This window comes from Bradyrhizobium sp. RD5-C2, assembly GCF_019972155.1.
Taxonomy (GTDB): Bacteria; Pseudomonadota; Alphaproteobacteria; order Rhizobiales; family Xanthobacteraceae; genus Bradyrhizobium.
Window position 1 is genome coordinate 138,303 of sequence record NZ_BOVL01000019.1, and the last position, 20,965, is coordinate 159,267.

Below are 20,965 nucleotides of genomic sequence, written 5' to 3' on the forward strand. Positions count from 1 at the left end.
ATCTCCCTCGGAAGAGGCGGGATAAAATCCGGCGAAGCGGGACGAGCGTCGAACAGAGACCTGACATATCTGATGGCAAAACATCTCATTGACCGCGGCACGCGCACTGCGCTGGCTCTTCTCGTCACCGCCGCGATCGCCGGCGGCGCGGCTGCGCAAAACGCGCCGGCGACGCCGAAACCCGTAGCCAACGCCGGACCGAAGGCCGCGCCGAAGGCCAAGGACGCCGGCGCGCAGAGCAATGCGGACAAGGGCCCGGCCACCACCGGCGCCACCCAGGCACCGCCGGAGCCAGTGATTCCCGATCCGCGCCGCAACGTCCCCGCCAACATCTTCCAGACCTTCGACGCCAACCAGAAGGCGCAGGCCGCCAAGGTTTCGGCCTATCTGTCGTCGCTGCAGACCCTGGTCGGGAATTTCGTCCAGGTCGGTCCCGACGGCACGAAGACCAAGGGCGATTTCTACATCCAGAAGCCCGGCAAGCTGCGCTTCGAATATGACAATCCGAGCACCATCGAGGTGATCGCCGACGGCTCGTCGGTCGCGGTGCGCGACCGCAGGCTCGCCACCCAGGACATCTATCCGCTGTCGCAGACCCCGCTGCGCTATCTGCTGTCGGACCGCATAGACCTGATGAAGGACACCAACGTCGTCAGCGTCACCGCCGACGACGTGTTCGTCAGCATCACGATCGAGGAGAAGCAGGCGCTGGTCGGCACCAGCCGCTTCCTGCTGATGATCGGCGCCAAGGACGGCAAGCTCAAGCAGTGGACCGTCACCGACCCGCAGGGCTACGACACGACCGTTGCGGTCTATAATCTCGACGCGACGCAGAAGCCCGATCCGGGGCTGTTCAAGATCGACTTCACGACCTATCCGGGTTCATCGCCGGGCTAGCCGCTCTTCTCCCTCGCCCCGCTCTTGCGGGTGAGGGGCCGCCTCCGCAAATTCGAAAGATTCGTAGGGCGGGTTAGCCGAAGGCGTAACCCGCCATTCCTCCGCGCAAGTGCGGCGGGTTACGCTGCGCTAACCCGCCCTACGAATCCTTGCTTGTGGACAAAGCGCTAACCCACGCCGAGAACCGTGCTAAGACGCACCCCTCATGCGGTTCTCCGTCACCACCTGGAACATCAATTCGGTGCGCCTGCGCATCGACATCGTCGCCAAATTCCTGAAGAGCGCGCGGCCGGACGTGCTGTGCCTGCAGGAGACCAAATGCATCGACGATGCGTTTCCATTGAAGCGCTTCAAGCGGCTCGGCTATGAGCACGTCGCGCTGAACGGGCAGAAGGGCTATCACGGCGTCGCCATCGTCTCGCGCCTGCCGTTCGAGACCACCGACATCAGGACGTTCTGCGACAAAATCGACTCGCGGCACATCTCAGTTTCGTTCGGCGAGAAGGCGCAGCTCTCAAAGCCACTGGTGCTGCATAATTTCTACGTGCCGGCCGGCGGCGACATTCCCGATCCCGCGCTCAATCCGAAGTTCGAGCACAAGCTGCAATTCCTCGACGAGATGAAGGCGTGCGAGCCGCTGCATCCGCGCGGCGACGACCGCCACATCCTGGTCGGCGACCTCAACGTCGCGCCGCATGAGCACGACGTGTGGTCGCACAAGCAGCTGTTGAAGGTGGTCTCGCACACGCCGGTCGAGACCGAGAAGCTGCTCGCAGCGCAGGCGCATGGCGAATGGTTCGACGTCGCGCGCGAGCGAATCCCGATGTCGGAGAAAGTCTACACCTGGTGGAGCTATCGCGCCGCGGACTGGACCGTCGGCGACCGCGGCCGCAGGCTCGATCACATCTGGGTCTCGCGCGCTCTGAAGGATCAGGTCAGCGACTTCAAGATCACCCGCGACGCCCGCAGCTGGGAGCGGCCGTCGGATCATGTGCCGGTCACGGCGGTGATGGAGGTCTAGACTCGCTGCCAGAGCAGCAACTGTGTTCCGTCACCCTGAGGAGCGCGAAGCGCGTCTCGAAGGGTCGACGGCCACCAGCCGGGCCGTGCATCCTTCGAGGCTCGCGAGAGCTCGCACCTCAGGATGACGGGATAAAACAGGTCTCGCCGCAACGACAGCGGCTACGTGCTCAGCTTCCCGCCCGCGATCAAAATATCGCTCGCCAGCTGGCTGGTGCGGAGCGCGAGTTCGTCGCGCAGGCGGCGGGCGGCGGCCGGATCGCTTTCCAGCACGCGCTGGAACAGGCTGCGCGCGACGCGGATCACCGAGCCGCGCTCCAGCGCGGTCGCGGTCGAGGGCCGTTTCATCGCGACGATCAATGCGAGCTCGCCGATCAGCGCACCGGGGCCGGCGATGATCTCGGCGCCGCCTTCCTCGACCCGGAACGTGCCGCGCTGCACGACATAGCCCGCGTCCGCGGCGTCGCCGACCTTGAACAGCACTTCGCCTGCGTTGAAATCGCGTTGCTCGGAGCCGATCGCCAGCATGCGCAAGGAGCTGTCGCCCAACAGACGCATCGTCGGGACCTGCTCAAGCAGGGCTACGTCATCATCGATCGACATTCAGGGCCGGTAATCGCAGTGCGCCTCGATTTCACGAATCGTTGAGCGCGAAGCGTATCACGGCACCAGCTTGTAGCCACCGGCTTCCGTCACCAGGATTTCCGGGTTGGCGGCATCCTTCTCGATCTTCTGGCGCAGGCGGTAGATGTGGGTTTCCAGCGTGTGGGTGGTGACGCCGGAGTTATAGCCCCAGACTTCCTGGAGCAGGGTTTCGCGCGACACGGGCATCTGGCCGGCGCGGTAGAGGAAGCGCAGGATCGCGGTTTCCTTCTCGGTCAGCCGCACCTTCCTGGCATTGGCGCCGGTGAGCATCTTCGAGCCGGGCCGGAACGAGTAGGGGCCGACCGAGAACACCGCGTCCTCGCTGGCCTCGTGCTGGCGCAGCTGCGCCCGGATCCGGGCCAGCAGCACCGCGAAGCGGAACGGCTTCGCTACATAGTCGTTGGCGCCGCTTTCGAGGCCAAGGATGGTGTCGGAATCGGTGTCATGGCCGGTCAGCATGATGATCGGGGCCTTGAAGCCGCCCTTGCGCAGGCTGCGGACCACTTCGCGGCCGTCGGTGTCGGGCAGGCCGACATCCATCAGGACCAGGTCGGGAGAATTGGCTTTGGCGGCAGTGGCGCCCTTGGCGCCGGTGTCGACTGCGGAGGCTTCGAATTCCTCGTGCAGGGACAGCTGCTCGACCAGCGTATCGCGCAGATCGGTATCGTCATCCACGATCAAGATCTTGCGGGCATTGGCCATAGGTACAATCCTTCGGGGGCGGGGCGGTCAGAAGCGGGGGGCGCTTCTGGCCGTAGCATCGGCTAGATACGTGCTCAGGTAGGCCGTCGTTACCGATTCACAAGGCAGCGGCAGTCTACCTCAAATCCGGCGGGGCAGGACGTGAATGTCCTGTAATGCCGGGAGATAGAATGTTTGGGGCTTCCAAGGCAAGTTCAGTTTTGAACGATTCTTAGAGGAAGATCAGCTATTTCAATCACTTATATGACAGCGAAACGTGATCGCCCGCTCTCCGCCATCGAGGTCCGCAGCGCCGCCGGCGATCCGCGCCGGGGCTGGCTGACGGCCGATGGCTGGACTGTTCCGGTGGCGCTTGGACGTGGCGGAATCCTCGCCAACAAGCGCGAAGGAGACGGCGGCACGCCGCGCGGCATCTTCCACCCCAGGCAGCTCTGGTGGCGCGCCGACCGGCACCGCCGTCCCGTGACCTTCCTGCCGGCCCGGCCGATCCGCCGCGAGGACGCCTGGTGCGAGGACCCCGCCGACCGCCATTACAACCAGCCGATCCGGCTCGACCGCGAGCAGGCCGGCGACCGCCTGACGCGCGAGGATCACCTCTACGACTTCATTGTCGAGATCGACCACAACGCGGCACCGCGCATCGCCGGCCGCGGCAGCGCCGTCTTCCTGCATCTGGCGCGGCCGAATTTCGGGCCGACCGCGGGCTGCGTCTCGATGACCAAGGCGTCGATGCTGCGGCTGTTGCGACGGATGTCGCCGCAGACCCGGATCATCATCGAGTAAAGTTCTGGAATAGCTGAGCATCGGTTTTCCCACGCGACAAACGCGACGCGCTTGTGCTGAGATCATGCGCAACACAGAAAATTCCCGCAGGGACGAAATCGCATGCTCGACAACAACCGGATCGCCGCCGCCGCCAAGGTCCTGCGCGATCACTGGCACGCGGGAACGAAACTCGCCGCGCTCGACGGCGCCATGCGGCCGCGCGACCGCGCCGAGGGTTACGCGGTGCAGGCTCAACTGAAAAAGACATCGGGCGAAAAACTGTTCGGCTGGAAGATCGCGGCGACCAGCGCGGCCGGCCAGAAGCATATCAATGTCGCAGGGCCGCTGGCCGGGCGCATCCTCGCCGAAACATTGATCGCTGATGGCGGCACCGCATCGATGAAGGGCAACGCGATGCGCGTCGGCGAGCCGGAATACGCCTTCCGCATGGCGCGCGATCTCGCGCCGCGCGCGACGCCGTACAGCGTAAGCGAAGTGCTCGATGCCGTCGGCACGCTGCATCCCGCAATCGAGATTCCGGATTCGCGCTTCACCGATTTCACATCAGCCGGCGAGGCGCAGCTGATCGCCGACAATGCCTGCGCACATCTGTTCGTGCTCGGACCTGCAACATCAGCGGATTGGCGCGCGATCGATCTGGTCGAAGAACGCCCGACCATCACGCTGCGCGGCGAGCGCTACATCGGCCACGGCAAGAACGTGCTCGGCGATCCCCGTGTCGCACTCGCCTGGTGCGCCAACGAGCTGCGTGCGCTGGGGCTGACGTTGCGGGCAGGGGAAGTCGTCACCACCGGCACCTGCCATCCGCCGCTGCCGATTCAGGCCGGCGACGTGTTCGCGGCGGACTTCGGCGCGATCGGAAAGGTGTCGGTGAAGTTCGCGTGAGCCGTGCGCGAGCCGCACACACCGCCGTCGTCCTGGCGAAGGCCAGGACCCATTACCACGGCTGTCAGTTGCAAGATGAATGTCTCGCCGCGTGCCCTTTGCGATGGCCGCGGCGTATGAGTCCTGGCCTTCGCCAGGACGACGGTTAGTTATGCACCACCGTCCGCGTCCCAAAAATCGCCGAGCCCACCCGCACATGGGTGGCGCCCATCTGGATCGCCACCGCGAAATCCGCGCTCATGCCCATCGAGAGATTCTTCAACCCATTGCGCGCAGCGATCTTGGCGCAGAGCGCGAAATGCGGCGCCGGGGCCTGGTCGACCGGCGGGATGCACATCAGTCCTGAAATCTGCAAGCCATAGGTGTCACGGCATGCCGCGATGAAGGTATCGGCGTCCTGCGGTGCGACACCGGCCTTCTGCGGCTCCTCGCCGGTATTGATCTGGACGAACAGCTCCGGATGCTTGCCCTGATTTTTGACTTCCTTGGCTAACGCTTCGCAAATGCTGGCGCGGTCGACCGAATGGATCGCATCGAACAGCGCGACCGCCTCCTTGGCCTTGTTCGACTGCAACGGTCCGATCAGATGCAGCTGCAGTCCCGGGTTAGCCTGGATCAATTCCGGCCACTTGCCCTTGGCTTCCTGCACGCGGTTTTCGCCAAATGCGCGCTGTCCGGCGCGAATAATCGGCAAAATTGCGTCGCCCGCGAATGTCTTCGACACCGCGATCAAGGTCACCGACGCGCGGTCGCGCCGCGCTTCCTTGCAGGCATGCGCGATCTCCTGCTCCACGGCGGCGAGGCCGTTTGGTGAATCAGCCGATAACGGCGCGGTCGGGCTTTGTGTCATGCTTGTGCCGTTCTCTGACAGGCGCGGGGGGTTGGCTCGAATTTTACCAAATTCGGGAAAGGCTTTTTGAAGCCCTTCACTCTACCTTGCGCCCGGGCAAGGGACCAGAATGTCGGGCGTCACTTTCAACCGCAACCGGGTCAAACTCAAGAAGGTTCTGGGTATTCGTGCCCGGCTCGCCTTGCTTGCGGTGATGCTGGTCGCGCCCTTGATGCTCGATCGCGTCCGCACGTTGGAGAATTTCCGCTCGACGCAGATCGCGCAGGCCGCGGCAGGCTATGCCAACCTCACCGCGCACGCCGCCGAAACCCAGCGCGAGGTGGTCTCCTCGGTCGAGACCATGCTGAAATCCGCCGCCTATATCCGCGCCTCCGGCGGCATCGGGCAGAGCTGCGAAGTGCTGCGCGCCAGCCTGCCGACGGTGCTGCCCTGGATCCGCAGCATCATGTTCGTCTCCAGGGACGGGCTGGTGCAGTGTTCGACGCTCAACAGCCAGGTCGGGCTCAATCTCGGCGACCGCGAATATTTCAAGAAGGCGCAGGACAACCGCGGCTTCGTGTTCAGCGACTATCTGCGCGGCAGGACCAACGGCCGGCCGATGATGATGGCTGCCTATCCGGTGGCCGCGATCAATCCGGAGCTCGACTCCATCGTCGTCGCCGGCATCAACATCGACTGGCTGTCGCAGATCATGGGTAATCTCGGCGGCCAGCCCGGCATGTCGGCGGTTCTGGTCGACTCGACCGGCGTCGTGGTCGCAGCCCCCGCGGATCAGGCGAGCCTGATCGGCCGCTCGCTCGACACCATTCCCTTGATGTCGGCGATTGCGGAGAAGGCGCTGAGCTACGACGAGCCGTCAGGCTCGGTCTCGTTCACGGCGTCCGACGGCGCGCAGCGCACGCTGAGCTTCGCCCGCATCGCCGGCACGCAGTCCCGCCTGATCGTGAGCATGGATGAGGCCAAGGTGACGGCGGCGATCAGCCGCGAGATCCGCACCGCCTATCTGCAACTCGGCTTCGTCTGTCTCTTCGTGTTGTTGGGTGCCCTCGTCGGCGCAGAGCGGCTCGTGATCCATCCGATCGAGCTGATGACCAGCATGGCGCGGCGGTTCGGCGAAGGCGACTGGTCGGCGCGCGTCGCCAAGCACAAGCTGCCGTCGGAATTCGTGCCGCTGGCGCGCGCCTTCAACGCGATGGCCGCGCAGCTCAGCCAGCGCGAGCGCGAGCTCGTCGCCTCCAACGACCGCCTCACCGTGATGGCCTCGATCGATGCGCTGTCCGGCCTTGCCAACCGCCGCGGCTTCCAGAACCGGCTCGATTTCGAGTGGATGCGGGCGCAGCAATATGAATGCGAGCTGTCGCTGATGATGATCGATGTCGATCACTTCAAGCTCTACAACGATACCTACGGGCATCCCGAAGGCGACGTCTGCCTGACCCGGATCGGCGAAACGCTGGCCGGAATCGCCGCCGACACCATGGGCTTCGCCGGCCGCTATGGCGGCGAGGAATTTTGTTTGTTGCTGCCGAACACCGATGCCGCGCACGCGCTCGCGATCGGCGAGACGGTGCGCACCGCGGTCCTCGGCCTCGCCGTGCCGCATGCCCCCTCGAGCCATTGCGTCGTCACCGTCAGCGTCGGCGTCGCCACCACGAAACCAAACGAGACCCAGCGTCCCGGCGACCTGATCGAGGCGGCGGACGCTGCCCTCTACGCCGCCAAACGGCGCGGCCGCAACGCCGTGATCGAGCACGGCTTCCTGCAGACGCTGGACGAAGCCGGGATGGCGCTGGCGAGTTAGTACCTCTGGTCAAGGAGAGGGCGGAACGAACGGCAAAACTCGGACAAAACATGTCGCGAGGACGCGAAATCGCGCCCCATATCACGCTGTCATCGCCCGGCTCGACCGGGCGATCCAGTACGCCGCGGCCTCTCGGTTCAAGCATAAACGTCTCTGGAATACTGGGTCACCCGGTCAAGCCGGGTGACGACACCGGATCGGTTCCTAGCGGGCTGCCGTGTGTCGACCTTCACCCTTCCCCGCTGTACCGACGGCAGGCCATGAGCATTTGGCAGCCCCCAAGCCGTTGACCCCATGGGCGATTTTGTGGCCTAGTCCGCCGTCCCCGAACGGGACCTGAAAATCACCCAAAGCCACCCAGAATCCCTGCGATTTCATGACCGCCGAACGCTACAACGCCCGTGAATCCGAGCCCCGCTGGCAAGCCACCTGGGACGAAAAGGCGATCTTCGCCTCCAAGAACCACGATCCGCGGCCGAAATATTACGTGCTCGAGATGTTCCCGTACCCGTCGGGGCGCATCCATATCGGGCATGTCCGCAACTACACGCTCGGCGACGTGCTGGCCCGCTTCATGCGCGCCAAGGGCTTCAACGTGCTGCACCCGATGGGCTGGGACGCGTTCGGCCTGCCGGCGGAGAACGCCGCGATTGAGCGCAAGGTGGCGCCGAAGGCCTGGACCTACGACAACATCGCCGCGATGAAGAAGCAGCTCAAGTCGATCGGGCTGTCGCTCGACTGGAGCCGCGAATTCGCGACCTGCGACCCCAGCTACTACAAGCATCAGCAGAAGATGTTCCTGGACATGCTGCGCGCCGGCCTCGCCGAGCGCGAGAAGCGCAAGCTGAACTGGGATCCGGTCGACATGACCGTGCTCGCCAACGAGCAGGTGATCGACGGCCGCGGCTGGCGCTCGGGCGCCGTCGTCGAGCAGCGCGAGATGAGCCAGTGGGTCTTCAAGATCACGAAGTACGCGCAGGAGCTGCTGGAGGCGCTGGACGGTCTCGACCGCTGGCCCGACAAGGTGCGGCTGATGCAGCGCAACTGGATCGGCCGCTCCGAGGGCCTGCTGATTCGTTTCGCGCTGGATCCGGCGACCACGCCGGCCGGCGAGAACGAGCTGAAGATCTTCACGACGCGGCCGGACACGCTGTTCGGCGCAAAATTCATGGCGATCTCGGCAGATCATCCGCTGGCGCAGGCCGCCGCGGCAAAGAACCCGAAGCTCGCGGAGTTCATCGCCGACATCAAGAAGATCGGCACCGCACAGTCGATCATCGACACCGCCGAGAAGCAGGGTTTCGACACCGGCATCAAGGCGGTGCATCCGTTCGATCCGAGCTGGAAGCTGCCGGTCTATGTCGCGAACTTCGTGCTGATGGAATACGGCACCGGCGCGATCTTCGGCTGTCCGGCGCACGACCAGCGCGACCTCGACTTCGTCAACAAATACGGCCTCGGCAACGTGCCGGTGGTCTGCCCCGAGGGCCAGGACCCGAAGACGTTTTTCATCACCGACACCGCCTATGACGGTGACGGCCGCATGATCAATTCGCGCTTCCTCGACGGCATGACGATCGACGCGGCAAAGGAAGAGGTTGCCAAGCGTCTGGAGAGCGAGCTGCGCGGCAACGCGCCGGTCGGCGAGCGGCAGGTGAATTTCCGGCTGCGCGACTGGGGCATTTCGCGCCAGCGCTATTGGGGTTGCCCGATCCCGGTGATCCATTGTCCGAAGTGCGACGTGGTGCCGGTGCCCGACGACCAGTTGCCGGTGACGCTACCGGAGGACGTCAGCTTCGACAGGCCGGGCAACGCGCTCGACCATCATCCGACCTGGAAGCATGTCAACTGCCCGAAGTGCGGCGGCAAGGCGGTGCGCGAGACCGACACGATGGACACCTTCGTGGACTCGTCGTGGTACTTCGCGCGCTTCACCGATCCCTGGAACGCGACCGCGCCGACCACGCCCGCGGTCGCCAACCGGATGATGCCGGTCGACCAGTATATCGGCGGCGTCGAGCACGCGATCCTGCATCTGCTCTACAGCCGCTTCTTCACCCGCGCGATGAAGGCCACCGGCCATATCGACATGAGTGAGCCGTTCGCCGGCATGTTCACCCAGGGCATGGTGGTGCACGAGACCTACCAGAAGTCCGACGGCAGCTGGGTCACGCCGGCCGAGGTCAAGATCGAGGTCGGCGGCAACGGCCGCCGCGCGGTGCTGCTGGCGACCGGCGAGGACATCGAGATCGGGCCGATCGAGAAGATGTCGAAGTCGAAGAAGAACACCGTCGACCCCGACGACATCATCGCCAGCTACGGCGCCGACGTCGCGCGCTGGTTCATGCTGTCGGACTCGCCGCCGGATCGCGACGTGATCTGGAGCGACGAGCGCGTGCAGGGCGCCTCGCGCTTCGTGCAGCGGCTGTGGCGGCTGGTGAACGAATCGGCAGAGATCGCCAAGGCGGCGCCGGCGGCCCGGCCCGGCACGTTTGGGCACGAGGCGCTGGCGCTGCGCAAGGCCGCCCATGGCGCGCTCGACAAGGTGTCGTCCGGGATCGAGCGGCTGCATTTCAACGTCTGCCTCGCCCATATCCGCGAATTCGCCAATGCGCTGTCCGAGGTGCTGGCCAAAGGCGACAAGCCGGCGCCTGACGTCGCTTGGGCGGTGAAAGAAGCCGCGACCATCCTGGTTCAGCTGTTTTCGCCGATGATGCCGCATCTGGCCGAAGAGTGCTGGGTGGTTCTGGGCCAGTCCGGGCTGGTTTCCGAGGCCGATTGGCCGCAAATCGAACGCGATTTGCTGGTCGAAGACAGCGTGACCCTGGTCGTCCAGGTCAACGGTAAAAAACGAGGTGATGTTACCGTGCCACGGGCGGCGCAAAATGCGGATATAGAGGCTGCCGTTTTGGCGCTCGATGCGGTAAAAGCCGCACTGGGCGGCAAGCCCGTCCGCAAGGTGATCGTGGTGCCCATGAGGATCGTCAATGTTGTCGGCTAGGATCAGGATCGCCGCCCGGCTCGTGGCCGTGGCAGCCTTGGCCGCGCTGACGGCTGGTTGCTTCCAGCCGATGTATGCCGAGCGCACCCTCGACGGTCAGTCGTCCGCCCTGCGTGAAAAGCTGATGGGCGTCGAGGTTCCGCCGGTCGACAAGGCGAACGCGTCCCGCGAGGCCCGGGTCGGCGTCGAGGTCCGCAACTCCCTCGCCTTCAAGCTCTACGGCACCGCCACCGGTGCACCGCCGACGCACCGGCTGGTGCTGCGCTTCTATACCAGCCGCTCCTCGCTGATGATCGACCCGACCACCGCGCTGCCGACCAGCGAGAACTACGGCATCGATGCCCAGTTCAACCTGATCGAGATCGCCTCGAACAAGTCGGTCATGACCGGCACCACCTTCTCGCGCGTGTCCTATGACATGCCGGGCTCCTACCAGCGCTTCGCCCGTACCCGCGCCCTCCGCGACGCCGAGGACCGCGCCGCGCAGGAGATCGCCGACAACATCCAAACCCGCCTCGCCTCCTTCTTCTCAGCCGGGACCTGATCGCCGCATTGGTCGCGCTTCGCGGAAAAGAGATCGACAGCTTCCTCGCCCGGCCCGACGCCGGTCGCCCGATCATCCTGCTTTACGGTCCGGACCTAGGCCTGGTGCGCGAGCGCGCCGACGCGCTGATGGCGTCCGCGGTCGACGACCCCAACGATCCGTTCTCGCTGGTGCGCCTCGATGGCGACGAGCTCGCCGCCGAGCCGTCGCGGCTGGTCGACGAGGCCATGACAGTGCCGCTGTTCGGCGGCCGCCGCGCCATCCGCGTCCGCGCCGGCTCGCGCAATTTCGCAAGCGGCGTCGAGACGCTGACTGAGACCCCAGCGCTCAGGGATTGCCGCATCGTGATCGAGGCCGGCGAGCTCAGGCCGGAATCGCCGCTGCGCAAGATCTGCGAGCGCGCCAAGAATGCGGTCGCGATCGGCTGCTATCCCGACACCGAACGCGATTTGACCAAGCTGATCGAGGACGAGCTGCGCGTCTCCAACCTGCGGCTCGCACAGGACGCGCGCGCGGTGCTGATGTCGCTGCTCGGCGGCGACCGCATGGCCTCGCGCAACGAGCTACGCAAGCTCGCGTTGTTCGCGCATGGCAAGGGCGAGATCACGCTCGACGACGTCATGACCGTGGTCTCCGATGCCTCCGAACTGAAGCTCGATCCGATCGTCGACGGCGCCTTCGCCGGCAACGCCGCGCTGGTCGAAAGCGAGTTCACCAAGGCAATGGTCGCCGGCACCTATCCCGGCGTGATCATCTCGGCCGCGCAGCGCCAGGCGGCGTGGCTGCATAAATCGGCGCTCACGATCGCGGACGGCACGCCGGCGTCAGCCGTGCTCGAGGGCGGATTTCCGCGGCTGCATTTCTCGCGCAAGCCGGCGGTCGAGATCGCACTGCGCAATTTCACGCCGCCGCGGCTGGTGGCCGTGATCGATCAGCTCGCCACCGCGGCGCTCGACATGCGCAAGCAGGCCGCGCTCGCCGCCGTCATCGCCCAGCGCGCGCTGCTGTCGATCGCGGCGAATGCGAAGCGGCGGGGGTGACGCACGAGAAGAGACGTCATTGCGAGCGAAGCGAAGCAATCCATCGCTCCGCACCCGCGGAAGGATGGATTGCTTCGTCGCTGTCGCTCCTCGCAATGACGGTGGAGGCAGACCCGCGGAGCTAACCGCCTTCCAGCCGCCGCACCACTTCGTCGAGCTGCTCGAGGTTGCGGTAGCTGATCTGGACGGTGCCGCCGGGATCGCGATGGCTGATGGTGACGGCAAGGCCGAGCGCATCGCTGACGCGCTTCTCCAGCGCCAGCGTGTCGGCGTCCTTGTCGACCTTCGCCGCTCCGCCGCTGCGCGCCTTCTGAGGCTTGCGCTCCGGCACGCCCTCCTCATGCGCCAGCGCCTCGGCCTGGCGGACGTTGAGGCCCTCGGCGACGATGCGCTTGGCGGCGGTGAGCGGATCCGGCACGCCGATCAGCGCGCGAGCGTGGCCGGCGGAGAGATCGCCCTTCGAGATCAGCGCCTGCACCTCGGCGGGCAACTTGGTCAGGCGCATCATGTTGGCGACATGGCTGCGGCTCTTGCCGACGATCTTGGCGATGTCTTCCTGGCCGCGTTTGAACTCGTCGGCGAGCGCGTGATAGCCCAGCGCCTCTTCCATCGCGTTGAGGTCTTCGCGCTGGACGTTCTCGATGATCATGATTTCGAGCGCATCGGAATCAGAGACCTCGACCGGCACGATCGGCACTTCATGCAGGCCTGCGAGTTGCGAGGCGCGCCAGCGGCGTTCGCCGGCGATGATCTCAAAGCGGTCCTGAGCGCCCTTGATGGCACGCACCACGATCGGCTGGATCACGCCGCGCGCCTTGATCGAATCGGCGAGCTCGCCGAGCTCGGCGTCGGCGAAGCTGCGCCGCGGATTGCGCGGATTGGCCTTGAGGAATTCGATCGGCACCTTGCGCTGCGTGCGCGGCCGCTCGACATGCGCGGCCGCCTCGCCGCCGACATCTCCAATCAGGCTTGCCAGCCCGCGCCCCAGTCGCGAACGCGCTTCATCGGCCATTGTTGCGAGCTCCCTTGGATTCACACGCAGTACTCCAGACTTGAATTTCAGAATCGTCGGATGGGCCGCGCGCAGCGAATCCCATCGCTCTCGTTGCGTGCCAGGATGGGGTTCGCTTCACTGCGCCCATCATCGACAACATCAGTGCGTGCGCAGCTCGCGCTCGCGCTGGATGACTTCAGTGGCGAGCTTGAGATACGCATCGCTGCCGGCGCATTTGAGGTCGTAGACCAAGACCGGCTTGCCGTAGGACGGCGCTTCCGAGATACGCACGTTGCGCGGGATCATGGTGTCGTAGACCTTGTCGCCCATGAACTGGCGCACGTCGGCAACCACCTGGTTGGAGAGGTTGTTGCGCGAGTCGAACATGGTCAGCACGATGCCGTGGATCGACAGCGTCGGATTGAGCGTCGAACGGACCTGCTCCACGGTCTGCAGCAATTGCGACAGACCTTCGAGCGCGAAGAACTCGCATTGCAGCGGCACCAGGATCGCGTCCGACGCCGCCATCGCATTGACGGTGAGCAAATTGAGCGACGGCGGGCAGTCGATCAGCACGTAGGTGTAATCGGCTTCCGGCGAGACGTTGTTGTTCAATCCTGCGATCGCATCGCGCAGCCGGAAGGCGCGACCCGGCGTGGTGCCGAGTTCGAGCTCGAGGCCGGAGAGATCCATGGTGGAGGCCGCGATGTGCAGCCGCGGCACCGCGGTCGCGACCACGGCATCGCGCAGCGGTGCCTCGCCGATCAGCACGTCATAGGTCGAGCAGTTGCGGCTGCGGCGATCGATGCCGAGACCGGTCGAGGCGTTGCCCTGCGGATCGAGATCGACGATCAGGACACGCTCGCCGATCGCAGCGAGTGCGGTACCAAGATTGATGGCTGTGGTGGTCTTGCCTACGCCGCCCTTCTGGTTGGCGAGCGACAGGATGCGCGGGTGGCCCGGCGCCTGGAGTGCCTTATCGCCTTGATAAACCTCGTCCATCACGGTCATACCAAAATACCATTTACTTTTGCGGAGTCCCCTAGCGCCGCTCGATTGACCCGAGTTCGACGATCCAGCCCTGTCCGCCGGTCCGGCTGGAGTGTAGCTTTGGTTCAATAGTCCAATATTTAGTGGCCTCGGTCAATTCGGCCTCTACATCTTGACCCTTCAAAAACAGCGCCTTCGCGCCCTTTTTGATCCACGGCTCCGCAAAGCCGATGAGTTGATGTAACGGAGCCAGCGCCCGCGCGGTGACGCAATCGATGGGGCCTGCGATTCTATCCACAGTATCCCCGATATCAGCCAGATGCACCGTCCCTGGTGACGCCGTGACCCGTATCGCCTCGCGCAAGAATGCGGCCTTCTTGGCGATCCGCTCAACCAGATGGATCCGCGCGCCTTGTGTCTCGGCCAACGCACAGGCCAGCACGACACCGGGAAAGCCGCCGCCGCTGCCGAGATCGACCCAAGATTTTGCTGAGGGTGCGAGGCTCAGAAGCTGCAGCGAATCGGAGACGTGTCGGGTCCAGAGATTCGGAAGCGTGGAGGGCGCGACGAGATTGGTCTTGGCCTGCCACTCCAGTAGGAGGGCGATGTAGCGATCGAGCCGCGCCTCTGTTTCACGTGAAACAGGCGTCAGCGCGAGCGCCGCGGCCTTGTCCTTGGCGGAGACGCTGAGTTCGGCGGATTGCGAGGCTGGAGCCATTTCGGGAGCAGGGCCGTTTGTCTGAAGTAGTGAAAGCCGGTGGCGAGGCCGACGAGCGGCGGATCGGTCGATTCGCCTTCACGGAAGATAGGCGCTCAATCCCCGTGTTTCACGTGAAACGTCAGGCGGTCGCCTTGGCCGATTTCTGTCGTGCTTGGCGCCGCAGATAGGCCGCCAAAATACCCAGCGCTGCCGGCGTCATGCCGTCGATCCGGCCCGCCTGCCCGACCGTCCGCGGCTGCGCCTTCTGCAGCTTGGCACGGGCTTCGTTCGAGAGACCCGGCACATCGGCATAGTCGACATCGGTCAGGACCAGGCCCTCATCGCGCCGGAAGGCGTCGACGTCGGCGGTCTGGCGCTTCAGATAGACGTCGTATTTGGCATCGATCTCGAGATGGACCGCGATCGCAGGGTCAATGGCCGACAGCTCCGGCCAGATCGCCTGAACCGCGGGCCACTCGATCTCCGGATAGGCCAGCAGCTCGAAGGCGGAGCGGCGATGACCGTCGCGATTGAGCGCAAGCCCATGTTTGGCGGCTTCATTCGGTGTGATCGCAAGCGACTTCGCCAAGGTCTTGGCCGCATCCAGGGCCGCCATCTTGGTCCGATGGCGTTCCGCGCGCGCCGTTCCGACGCATCCGAGCGCGATGCCCTTATCGGTCAGCCGCTGGTCGGCATTGTCGGCCCGTAGCGTCAGCCGGTATTCGGCCCGCGAGGTGAACATCCGATAGGGCTCGGTGATCCCGCGGGTCACGAGATCGTCGATCATCACACCGAGATAGCCGTCTGCGCGGTCGAACACGATCGGATCGGTCCCGCCGGCGGCCAGCGCGGCATTGAGCCCGGCAACGATGCCCTGCCCCGCCGCCTCTTCGTATCCCGTGGTGCCATTGATCTGGCCGGCCAGGAAAAGCCCGCGCAGGCGCTTGGTCTGCAAGGTCGGATCGAGCTCGCGGGGATCGACGTGGTCGTACTCGATCGCATAGCCCGGGCGGACCATCTTCACCCGCTCAAGGCCAGGGATGCTGGCGAGGATCGCGAGCTGAACCTCCTCGGGCAGCGAGGTCGAGATGCCGTTGGGATAGACCGTGCTGTCGTCGAGTCCTTCCGGCTCCAGGAAGATCTGATGGCCGTCACGGTCGCCAAAACGGACGATCTTGTCTTCGATTGAAGGGCAATAGCGCGGTCCGGAGCTCTTGATCTGGCCGGAATACATCGGCGAGCGATGCACATTGGCCCGGATCACCTCATGGGTCGCCGGTGTGGTCCGGGTGATCCCGCACTGGATCTGCGGGTTCGTGATCCGGTCCGTCATGACCGAAAACGGTTCCGGTGGCTCGTCTCCTGGCTGCATTTCGACCGCGGACCAGTCGATCGTGGTGCCGTCGAGGCGCGGCGGCGTCCCGGTCTTGAGCCGGCCGAGCACAAAACCCGCCCGCTCGAACGAGGCAGACAGACCCATGGCCGGCGCTTCGCCGACCCGGCCCGCCGGCCAGTTCTTCTCGCCGAGGTGAATCAGACCGCGCAGGAAGGTGCCGGTGGTGATGACAACCGCACCCGCCGAAAGCTGGCGGCCATCGCCCAGGCGAATGCCGGTCACGCGTCCGTCGACGACGATCAGCTCGTCCGCCTCGCCCTCGACGACGCTGAGGTTCGCGGTCTCGGTGATCGCCGCCTGCATCGCGGCCGCATAGAGCTTGCGGTCGGCCTGGGCTCGCGGCCCACGGACCGCCGGACCCTTGCGGCGATTGAGCATGCGGAACTGGATGCCGCCGGCGTCGGCGACCCGGCCCATCAGGCCGTCTAGCGCGTCGACCTCGCGGACCAGATGGCCCTTGCCGAGCCCGCCGATCGCAGGATTGCAGGACATCGCGCCGATGGTCGCGAAACGATGGGTCGCCAGCGCCGTCTTCGCGCCCATCCGGGCAGCCGCACTCGCGGCCTCACAGCCGGCATGGCCGCCGCCGATGACGATGACGTCGAATGAGTCTGCCCTGATAGTCATGGCGGGACTTCTATCGTGGAGTGATGAAAGCCGGAAGAACGAAGTTAGGTCGCCGGTTTGAGAACCGCTTCTGCGGTCGAGATATGGATTGCGTCGCCTCCGTCGCAATGACGGGCGGAGTTGTTTCACGTGAAACAGCCCCGTCGAGCGGCAGCAATTGTTTCACGTGAAACGGGAGGCCGCTTGCTTAACCAAATCGAAACCATGTTTCACGTGAAACAGATGAGGGCTCGCTACTTCCCGACGCAGAACTCGCGGAAGATGACGTCCAGGATGTCTTCGACATCGACCCGGCCAAGCAGACGGCCGAGTGAGGTGGCCGCCCTGCGAAGTTCCTCGGCGGCAAGTTCCTCGCCCTGCCCGACCACGTCGATGCTGCGCCGAAGAGATCCGACGGTCTCCTCAAGCAACCCCCGCTGCCGCGTCCGGCTGATCAGACCGCCCTCGCTGGTCGCGAAATAGTCGTGGGCGAAGCCGACCAGCGCGGCAATCAGCTCAGAGAGGCCGTCACCGCGGGCCGCTGAGATCCGGAACTCAGGGTAGCTGCCTCCCTCACCCGGCGGAGTCCTCACCAGATCGATCTTGTTCCGCACCAGCCAGGTCGGCGTCGTTCCGCCATGCCCGACCTTCGCGCCGCGGCTGTCGGCCAGCCACAATACGAGGTCGGCTTCCGCAGCGCGGGCCCGGGCGCGGCGAACACCCTCCTGCTCCACCGGGTCGTCGGTCTCGCGGATCCCGGCGGTGTCGATGACCGTGACGGGATAGCCGTCGAGGTCGAGCTGCACCTCAATCACGTCGCGGGTGGTGCCGGCATGCGGCGAGACGATTGCGACCTCGCGCTTGGCAAGCTGATTGATCAGGGTCGATTTGCCGACATTCGGCGGACCTGCGATCGCGACCACCAGGCCGTCGCGCAGCCGCTCACTTTGCCCCTGCCCCGCTAGGACTTGCCTGATCTCATCGTGCAACGCCCGGATCTTCCCGAGCGCCGGCGCGATCAGCTCCGCCGGCACATCGCCTTCATCCGAGAAATCGATGCCGGCCTCGATCAGCGCCGACGCTGCGATGATCCGCTCCCGCCAGTCGCGCGCGCGATCGCCGAGCAATCCCTTGAGCTGGCGCAGCGCCTGGCGCCGTTGGCGGTCGGTGTCGGCGTGAATCAGGTCGTCGAGGCCCTCGGCCTCGGTCAGGTCGAGCTTGCCGTTCTCGAATGCCCGCCGCGTGAACTCGCCCGGCTCGGCCGGCCGCACATTCTCGAACGCGGCAATGGCATCGAACATCGCCGCCAACACCGCACGCCCGCCATGGACATGAAATTCGGCGACGTCCTCACCGGTCGCACTGGCCGGGCCCGGGAACCACAATACGACCGCGTCATCGATCGGTTGATGGTTCGAATCGTGGAGCAGCGCGCGGGTCGCCATTCGTGGAACCGGGGTCTTGCACGCCAGTCCAGCAATGACCGACTCGGCCATTGGGCCAGACAGCCTGACAATGGCGATCGCGCTGGGCGGCCGCCCGGAGGATAATGCGAAGATGGTCTGGTCGCGCGGATGCATCGCCTATTTTTTCTTCCAGCAAATCGGCAAAGGCAATGCCGCTTCCATTTCGCACGTCATGCCGCAATATGCTGCAACGCAGTATAACCAAATCTGGTTGCGGCAACCGCGCAGCAATTTTGCTGCACTCCCGCCGACCAGACCACAACCTCTACGGTACAAAGATAAATTCTATCAGATAGTTATGTGAATATTCGGTGAGCCGAACCAGCCCAAATCATGCTGCGCTATGCTGCAGCAACTCCGCAGCATGAAAAAAGGCGCCCCGTTTGTGCGGAGCGCCCTGTTCCTTTCGGCCGTGGCCTCAGGTGTTCATGGAATCGAAGAATTCCGAATTGCTCTTCGTGTTCCGGAGCTTGTCGAGCAGGAAGTCGATCGCGTCCATGGTGCCCATCGGATTGAGGATGCGGCGCAGGACGTACATCTTCTTCAGTACCTGCGGGTCGGTGATGAGCTCTTCCTTACGGGTGCCGGAGCGGGCGATATCGATCGCCGGGAAGGTCCGCTTGTCCGAGACCTTGCGGTCGAGGATCAGTTCGGAGTTACCGGTGCCCTTGAACTCTTCGAAGATGACTTCGTCCATGCGGCTGCCGGTATCGACCAGCGCGGTCGCGATGATGGTCAGCGAACCGCCCTCCTCGATGTTGCGCGCGGCACCGAAGAAGCGCTTCGGGCGCTGCAGGGCGTTGGCGTCGACACCGCCGGTCAGCACCTTGCCGGATGACGGCACCACGGTGTTGTAGGCGCGGCCGAGGCGGGTGATCGAATCGAGCAGGATCACGACGTCGCGGCCGTGCTCGACGAGACGCTTGGCCTTCTCGATCACCATCTCGGCGACCTGGACGTGACGCACGGCGGGTTCGTCGAAGGTCGACGACACCACCTCGCCCTTCACCGAACGCTGCATGTCGGTGACTTCTTCCGGACGTTCGTCGATCAGAAGCACGATCAGGTAGCAGTCGGGATGATTGGCGGTGATGGAGTGCGCGATGTTCTGCATCAGCACCGTCTTGCCGGTGCGCGGCGGCGCCACGATCAGCGCGCGCTGGCCCTTGCCGATCGGCGCGACGATGTCGATCACGCGGGCTGAGAGATCCTTCTTGGTCGAATCCTCAAGCTCCATGCGGAAACGCTGATTGGGAAACAGCGGCGTGAGGTTGTCGAAATTGACCTTGTGCTTGGCCTTTTCGGGATCCTCGAAATTGAGCGTATTGACCTTCAGCAACGCGAAGTAGCGTTCGCCTTCCTTCGGGCTGCGGATATGTCCTTCGATGGTATCGCCGGTGCGCAGGCCGAAGCGGCGGATTTGCGAGGGCGAGACGTAGATGTCGTCGGGACCGGGCAGGTAGTTCGCGTCGGGCGAACGAAGGAATCCGAATCCGTCGGACAGCACCTCCACGACGCCCTCACCGACAATGTCGGTCTCGGCGGCCGCGAGGTTCTTGAGAATTGCGAACATCAGCTCCTGCTTGCGCATGGTGCTGGCATTCTCGACCCCGTTCTCTTCCGCGAACGAGACGAGCTCGGCCGGCGTTTTCGATTTGAGGTCCTGGAGCTTGATTTCCCGCATGGGGGTCGTCCTGTGAGGAAGTAAGTAGGGAAGGGGTGCGAGGTGGCTTGGAAAAAGCGGACGCCAAAGGAAGGTCCGCAGGTCTCAGCCAGGAAAGTGCCGTTTGGGCTTTCAAACCTGATGCGGCGCCGGCCCGAAAAGAACCGAAACGCGACCACATCCGCCTGCGTGGGGTGGGATAAACCCTATATAGAAAATCGATTCGTTCTTCGCAAGAAGGACTGAAGCATGCGTCCTAGGCATCGCGATGTCTAGAACGGCTTCACGACCACCACGATCACGATCAGGATCATCAGGAGCGTCGGCACCTCATTGATAATGCGATAGAATTTCTGGGTGCGCTGATTCCGGTCGGCGGCGAAATCCTTCACGCAGCGGGACAAAAAGCCGTGGATACCCGACATGATCAGCACCAGCGTAAATTTGACGTGAAACCAGCCCGATAGGTACCAGTGTCCTGCCCAGGCCAGATAAAGCCCGGCAAGCCAGGTCACGATCATCGCGGGGTTGATGATCGCCCTCAAAAGCCGCCGCTCCATGACCTTGAAGGTCTCGGACTGCTTCGAACCGATCTCGGCCTCGCAATGATAGACGAACAGCCGCGGCAGATAGAGCATGCCCGCCATCCAGGAGATCACGGCAACGATGTGCAGGGCCTTGATCCAGTCGTACAACATCGCGGTGATGCCTTTCAGGGAGCAGCTCGGGCGCTCTCAGCGTTGCGCGCCAAGCTCTGCTTGCGAGGGACCGATACATATCCGCTCACACGGCTCTCCTAAACTTAATTAAGTTTAGAATCTAAGGTTTGAGTCTAAGTGACAGTGAATTTGACTCATGCAAGACGATCCAGCCGTTCTTGCAGGCTTGTTCACATCCCTCAACATTTCCGCCAGCGAGCGCGAATATTCGGAATCTATCGCTTAACTCAATCGGTTGCGGACGTATGTGGGCAGCTTAT

General features: G+C 64.3%; 19 protein-coding genes. 9 read left to right on the forward strand and 10 right to left on the reverse strand.

The annotated features are described in order from the left end of the window. The first annotated feature begins 72 nt into the window (after positions 1 to 72). Positions 73 to 897, forward strand: a complete 825-nt coding sequence (locus BraRD5C2_RS21655; protein ID WP_223971266.1) for an outer membrane lipoprotein carrier protein LolA — start codon at positions 73 to 75, stop codon at positions 895 to 897. A gap of 205 nt (positions 898 to 1,102) precedes the next feature. Further along, positions 1,103 to 1,918: an exodeoxyribonuclease III gene (locus BraRD5C2_RS21660; RefSeq protein WP_223971269.1), complete on the forward strand. Its 816-nt coding sequence runs from the start codon at positions 1,103 to 1,105 to the stop codon at positions 1,916 to 1,918. 161 nt (positions 1,919 to 2,079) lie between these two features. On the opposite strand, the gene BraRD5C2_RS21665 is transcribed toward BraRD5C2_RS21660, so the two are convergent. Both BraRD5C2_RS21665 and BraRD5C2_RS21670 read right to left on the reverse strand, forming a co-directional pair. Next, the gene (locus BraRD5C2_RS21665) at positions 2,080 to 2,520 is read right to left on the reverse strand and encodes a Crp/Fnr family transcriptional regulator (RefSeq protein WP_223971271.1); all 441 of its coding nucleotides are present in this window, start codon (positions 2,518 to 2,520) and stop codon (positions 2,080 to 2,082) included. A 57-nt stretch (positions 2,521 to 2,577) separates the two neighbouring features. Further along, the gene (locus BraRD5C2_RS21670) at positions 2,578 to 3,264 is read right to left on the reverse strand and encodes a response regulator transcription factor (RefSeq protein WP_016841446.1); all 687 of its coding nucleotides are present in this window, start codon (positions 3,262 to 3,264) and stop codon (positions 2,578 to 2,580) included. 243 nt (positions 3,265 to 3,507) lie between these two features. Between BraRD5C2_RS21670 and BraRD5C2_RS21675 the strand changes: the two genes are divergently transcribed. Both BraRD5C2_RS21675 and BraRD5C2_RS21680 read left to right on the forward strand, forming a co-directional pair. Continuing rightward, positions 3,508 to 4,047, forward strand: a complete 540-nt coding sequence (locus BraRD5C2_RS21675; protein WP_223971274.1) for a L,D-transpeptidase family protein — start codon at positions 3,508 to 3,510, stop codon at positions 4,045 to 4,047. Between the two features lie 102 nt (positions 4,048 to 4,149). Further along, positions 4,150 to 4,935: a 2-keto-4-pentenoate hydratase gene (locus BraRD5C2_RS21680; protein ID WP_223971276.1), complete on the forward strand. Its 786-nt coding sequence runs from the start codon at positions 4,150 to 4,152 to the stop codon at positions 4,933 to 4,935. 145 nt (positions 4,936 to 5,080) lie between these two features. On the opposite strand, the gene BraRD5C2_RS21685 is transcribed toward BraRD5C2_RS21680, so the two are convergent. Further along, positions 5,081 to 5,785, reverse strand: a complete 705-nt coding sequence (locus BraRD5C2_RS21685) for a YggS family pyridoxal phosphate-dependent enzyme (RefSeq protein ID WP_223971278.1) — start codon at positions 5,783 to 5,785, stop codon at positions 5,081 to 5,083. 109 nt (positions 5,786 to 5,894) lie between these two features. On the opposite strand from BraRD5C2_RS21685, the gene BraRD5C2_RS21690 reads away from it, so the two are divergent. From BraRD5C2_RS21690 to holA, 4 genes are all read left to right on the forward strand, one after another. Next, entirely contained in the window at positions 5,895 to 7,586 is a 1,692-nt protein-coding gene (locus BraRD5C2_RS21690) for a sensor domain-containing diguanylate cyclase (RefSeq protein WP_223971280.1), read from the forward strand. A 376-nt stretch (positions 7,587 to 7,962) separates the two neighbouring features. Continuing rightward, complete coding sequence (leuS, locus tag BraRD5C2_RS21695; RefSeq protein WP_223971282.1) at positions 7,963 to 10,587, forward strand: leucine--tRNA ligase; 2,625 nt, start codon at positions 7,963 to 7,965, stop codon at positions 10,585 to 10,587. Continuing rightward, the gene (gene lptE, locus BraRD5C2_RS21700; protein ID WP_223971284.1) at positions 10,574 to 11,131 is read left to right on the forward strand and encodes an LPS assembly lipoprotein LptE; all 558 of its coding nucleotides are present in this window, start codon (positions 10,574 to 10,576) and stop codon (positions 11,129 to 11,131) included. Before leuS ends, lptE begins: the two co-directional genes overlap by 14 nt. 8 nt (positions 11,132 to 11,139) lie before the next feature. Further along, complete coding sequence (gene holA, locus BraRD5C2_RS21705) at positions 11,140 to 12,171, forward strand: DNA polymerase III subunit delta (protein ID WP_223971286.1); 1,032 nt, start codon at positions 11,140 to 11,142, stop codon at positions 12,169 to 12,171. A gap of 121 nt (positions 12,172 to 12,292) precedes the next feature. Here holA and BraRD5C2_RS21710 read toward each other — a convergent pair whose 3' ends face one another. The 5 genes from BraRD5C2_RS21710 to mnmE form a co-directional block, all read right to left on the reverse strand. Then, the gene (locus BraRD5C2_RS21710) at positions 12,293 to 13,183 is read right to left on the reverse strand and encodes a ParB/RepB/Spo0J family partition protein (RefSeq protein ID WP_223971289.1); all 891 of its coding nucleotides are present in this window, start codon (positions 13,181 to 13,183) and stop codon (positions 12,293 to 12,295) included. Between the two features lie 141 nt (positions 13,184 to 13,324). Beyond that, positions 13,325 to 14,176 carry a ParA family protein gene (locus BraRD5C2_RS21715; protein WP_223971292.1) on the reverse strand — a complete coding sequence of 284 codons (852 nt, stop codon included), beginning with the start codon at positions 14,174 to 14,176 and terminating at the stop codon, positions 13,325 to 13,327. Positions 14,177 to 14,207: 31 nt separating this feature from the next. Continuing rightward, positions 14,208 to 14,873: a 16S rRNA (guanine(527)-N(7))-methyltransferase RsmG gene (rsmG, locus tag BraRD5C2_RS21720; protein WP_223971294.1), complete on the reverse strand. Its 666-nt coding sequence runs from the start codon at positions 14,871 to 14,873 to the stop codon at positions 14,208 to 14,210. Between the two features lie 121 nt (positions 14,874 to 14,994). Continuing rightward, positions 14,995 to 16,878, reverse strand: a complete 1,884-nt coding sequence (gene mnmG / locus BraRD5C2_RS21725) for a tRNA uridine-5-carboxymethylaminomethyl(34) synthesis enzyme MnmG (protein WP_223971296.1) — start codon at positions 16,876 to 16,878, stop codon at positions 14,995 to 14,997. A 233-nt stretch (positions 16,879 to 17,111) separates the two neighbouring features. After that, positions 17,112 to 18,437: a tRNA uridine-5-carboxymethylaminomethyl(34) synthesis GTPase MnmE gene (mnmE, locus tag BraRD5C2_RS21730; RefSeq protein ID WP_223971298.1), complete on the reverse strand. Its 1,326-nt coding sequence runs from the start codon at positions 18,435 to 18,437 to the stop codon at positions 17,112 to 17,114. Here mnmE and BraRD5C2_RS21735 point away from each other — a divergent pair. Then, on the forward strand, positions 18,337 to 18,627 hold the full coding sequence (locus tag BraRD5C2_RS21735) for a hypothetical protein (protein WP_223971300.1): 291 nt from the start codon (positions 18,337 to 18,339) through the stop codon (positions 18,625 to 18,627). The genes mnmE and BraRD5C2_RS21735 overlap by 101 nt on opposite strands. Before the next feature lie 114 nt (positions 18,628 to 18,741). Here the strand turns inward: BraRD5C2_RS21735 and rho are convergent, their stop codons facing one another. After that, positions 18,742 to 20,007, reverse strand: coding sequence for a transcription termination factor Rho (gene rho, locus BraRD5C2_RS21740; RefSeq protein ID WP_028341998.1), 1,266 nt, complete (start codon positions 20,005 to 20,007; stop codon positions 18,742 to 18,744). Between the two features lie 251 nt (positions 20,008 to 20,258). Continuing rightward, positions 20,259 to 20,681, reverse strand: a complete 423-nt coding sequence (hemJ, locus tag BraRD5C2_RS21745; RefSeq protein WP_223972501.1) for a protoporphyrinogen oxidase HemJ — start codon at positions 20,679 to 20,681, stop codon at positions 20,259 to 20,261. Positions 20,682 to 20,965 lie beyond the last annotated feature (284 nt).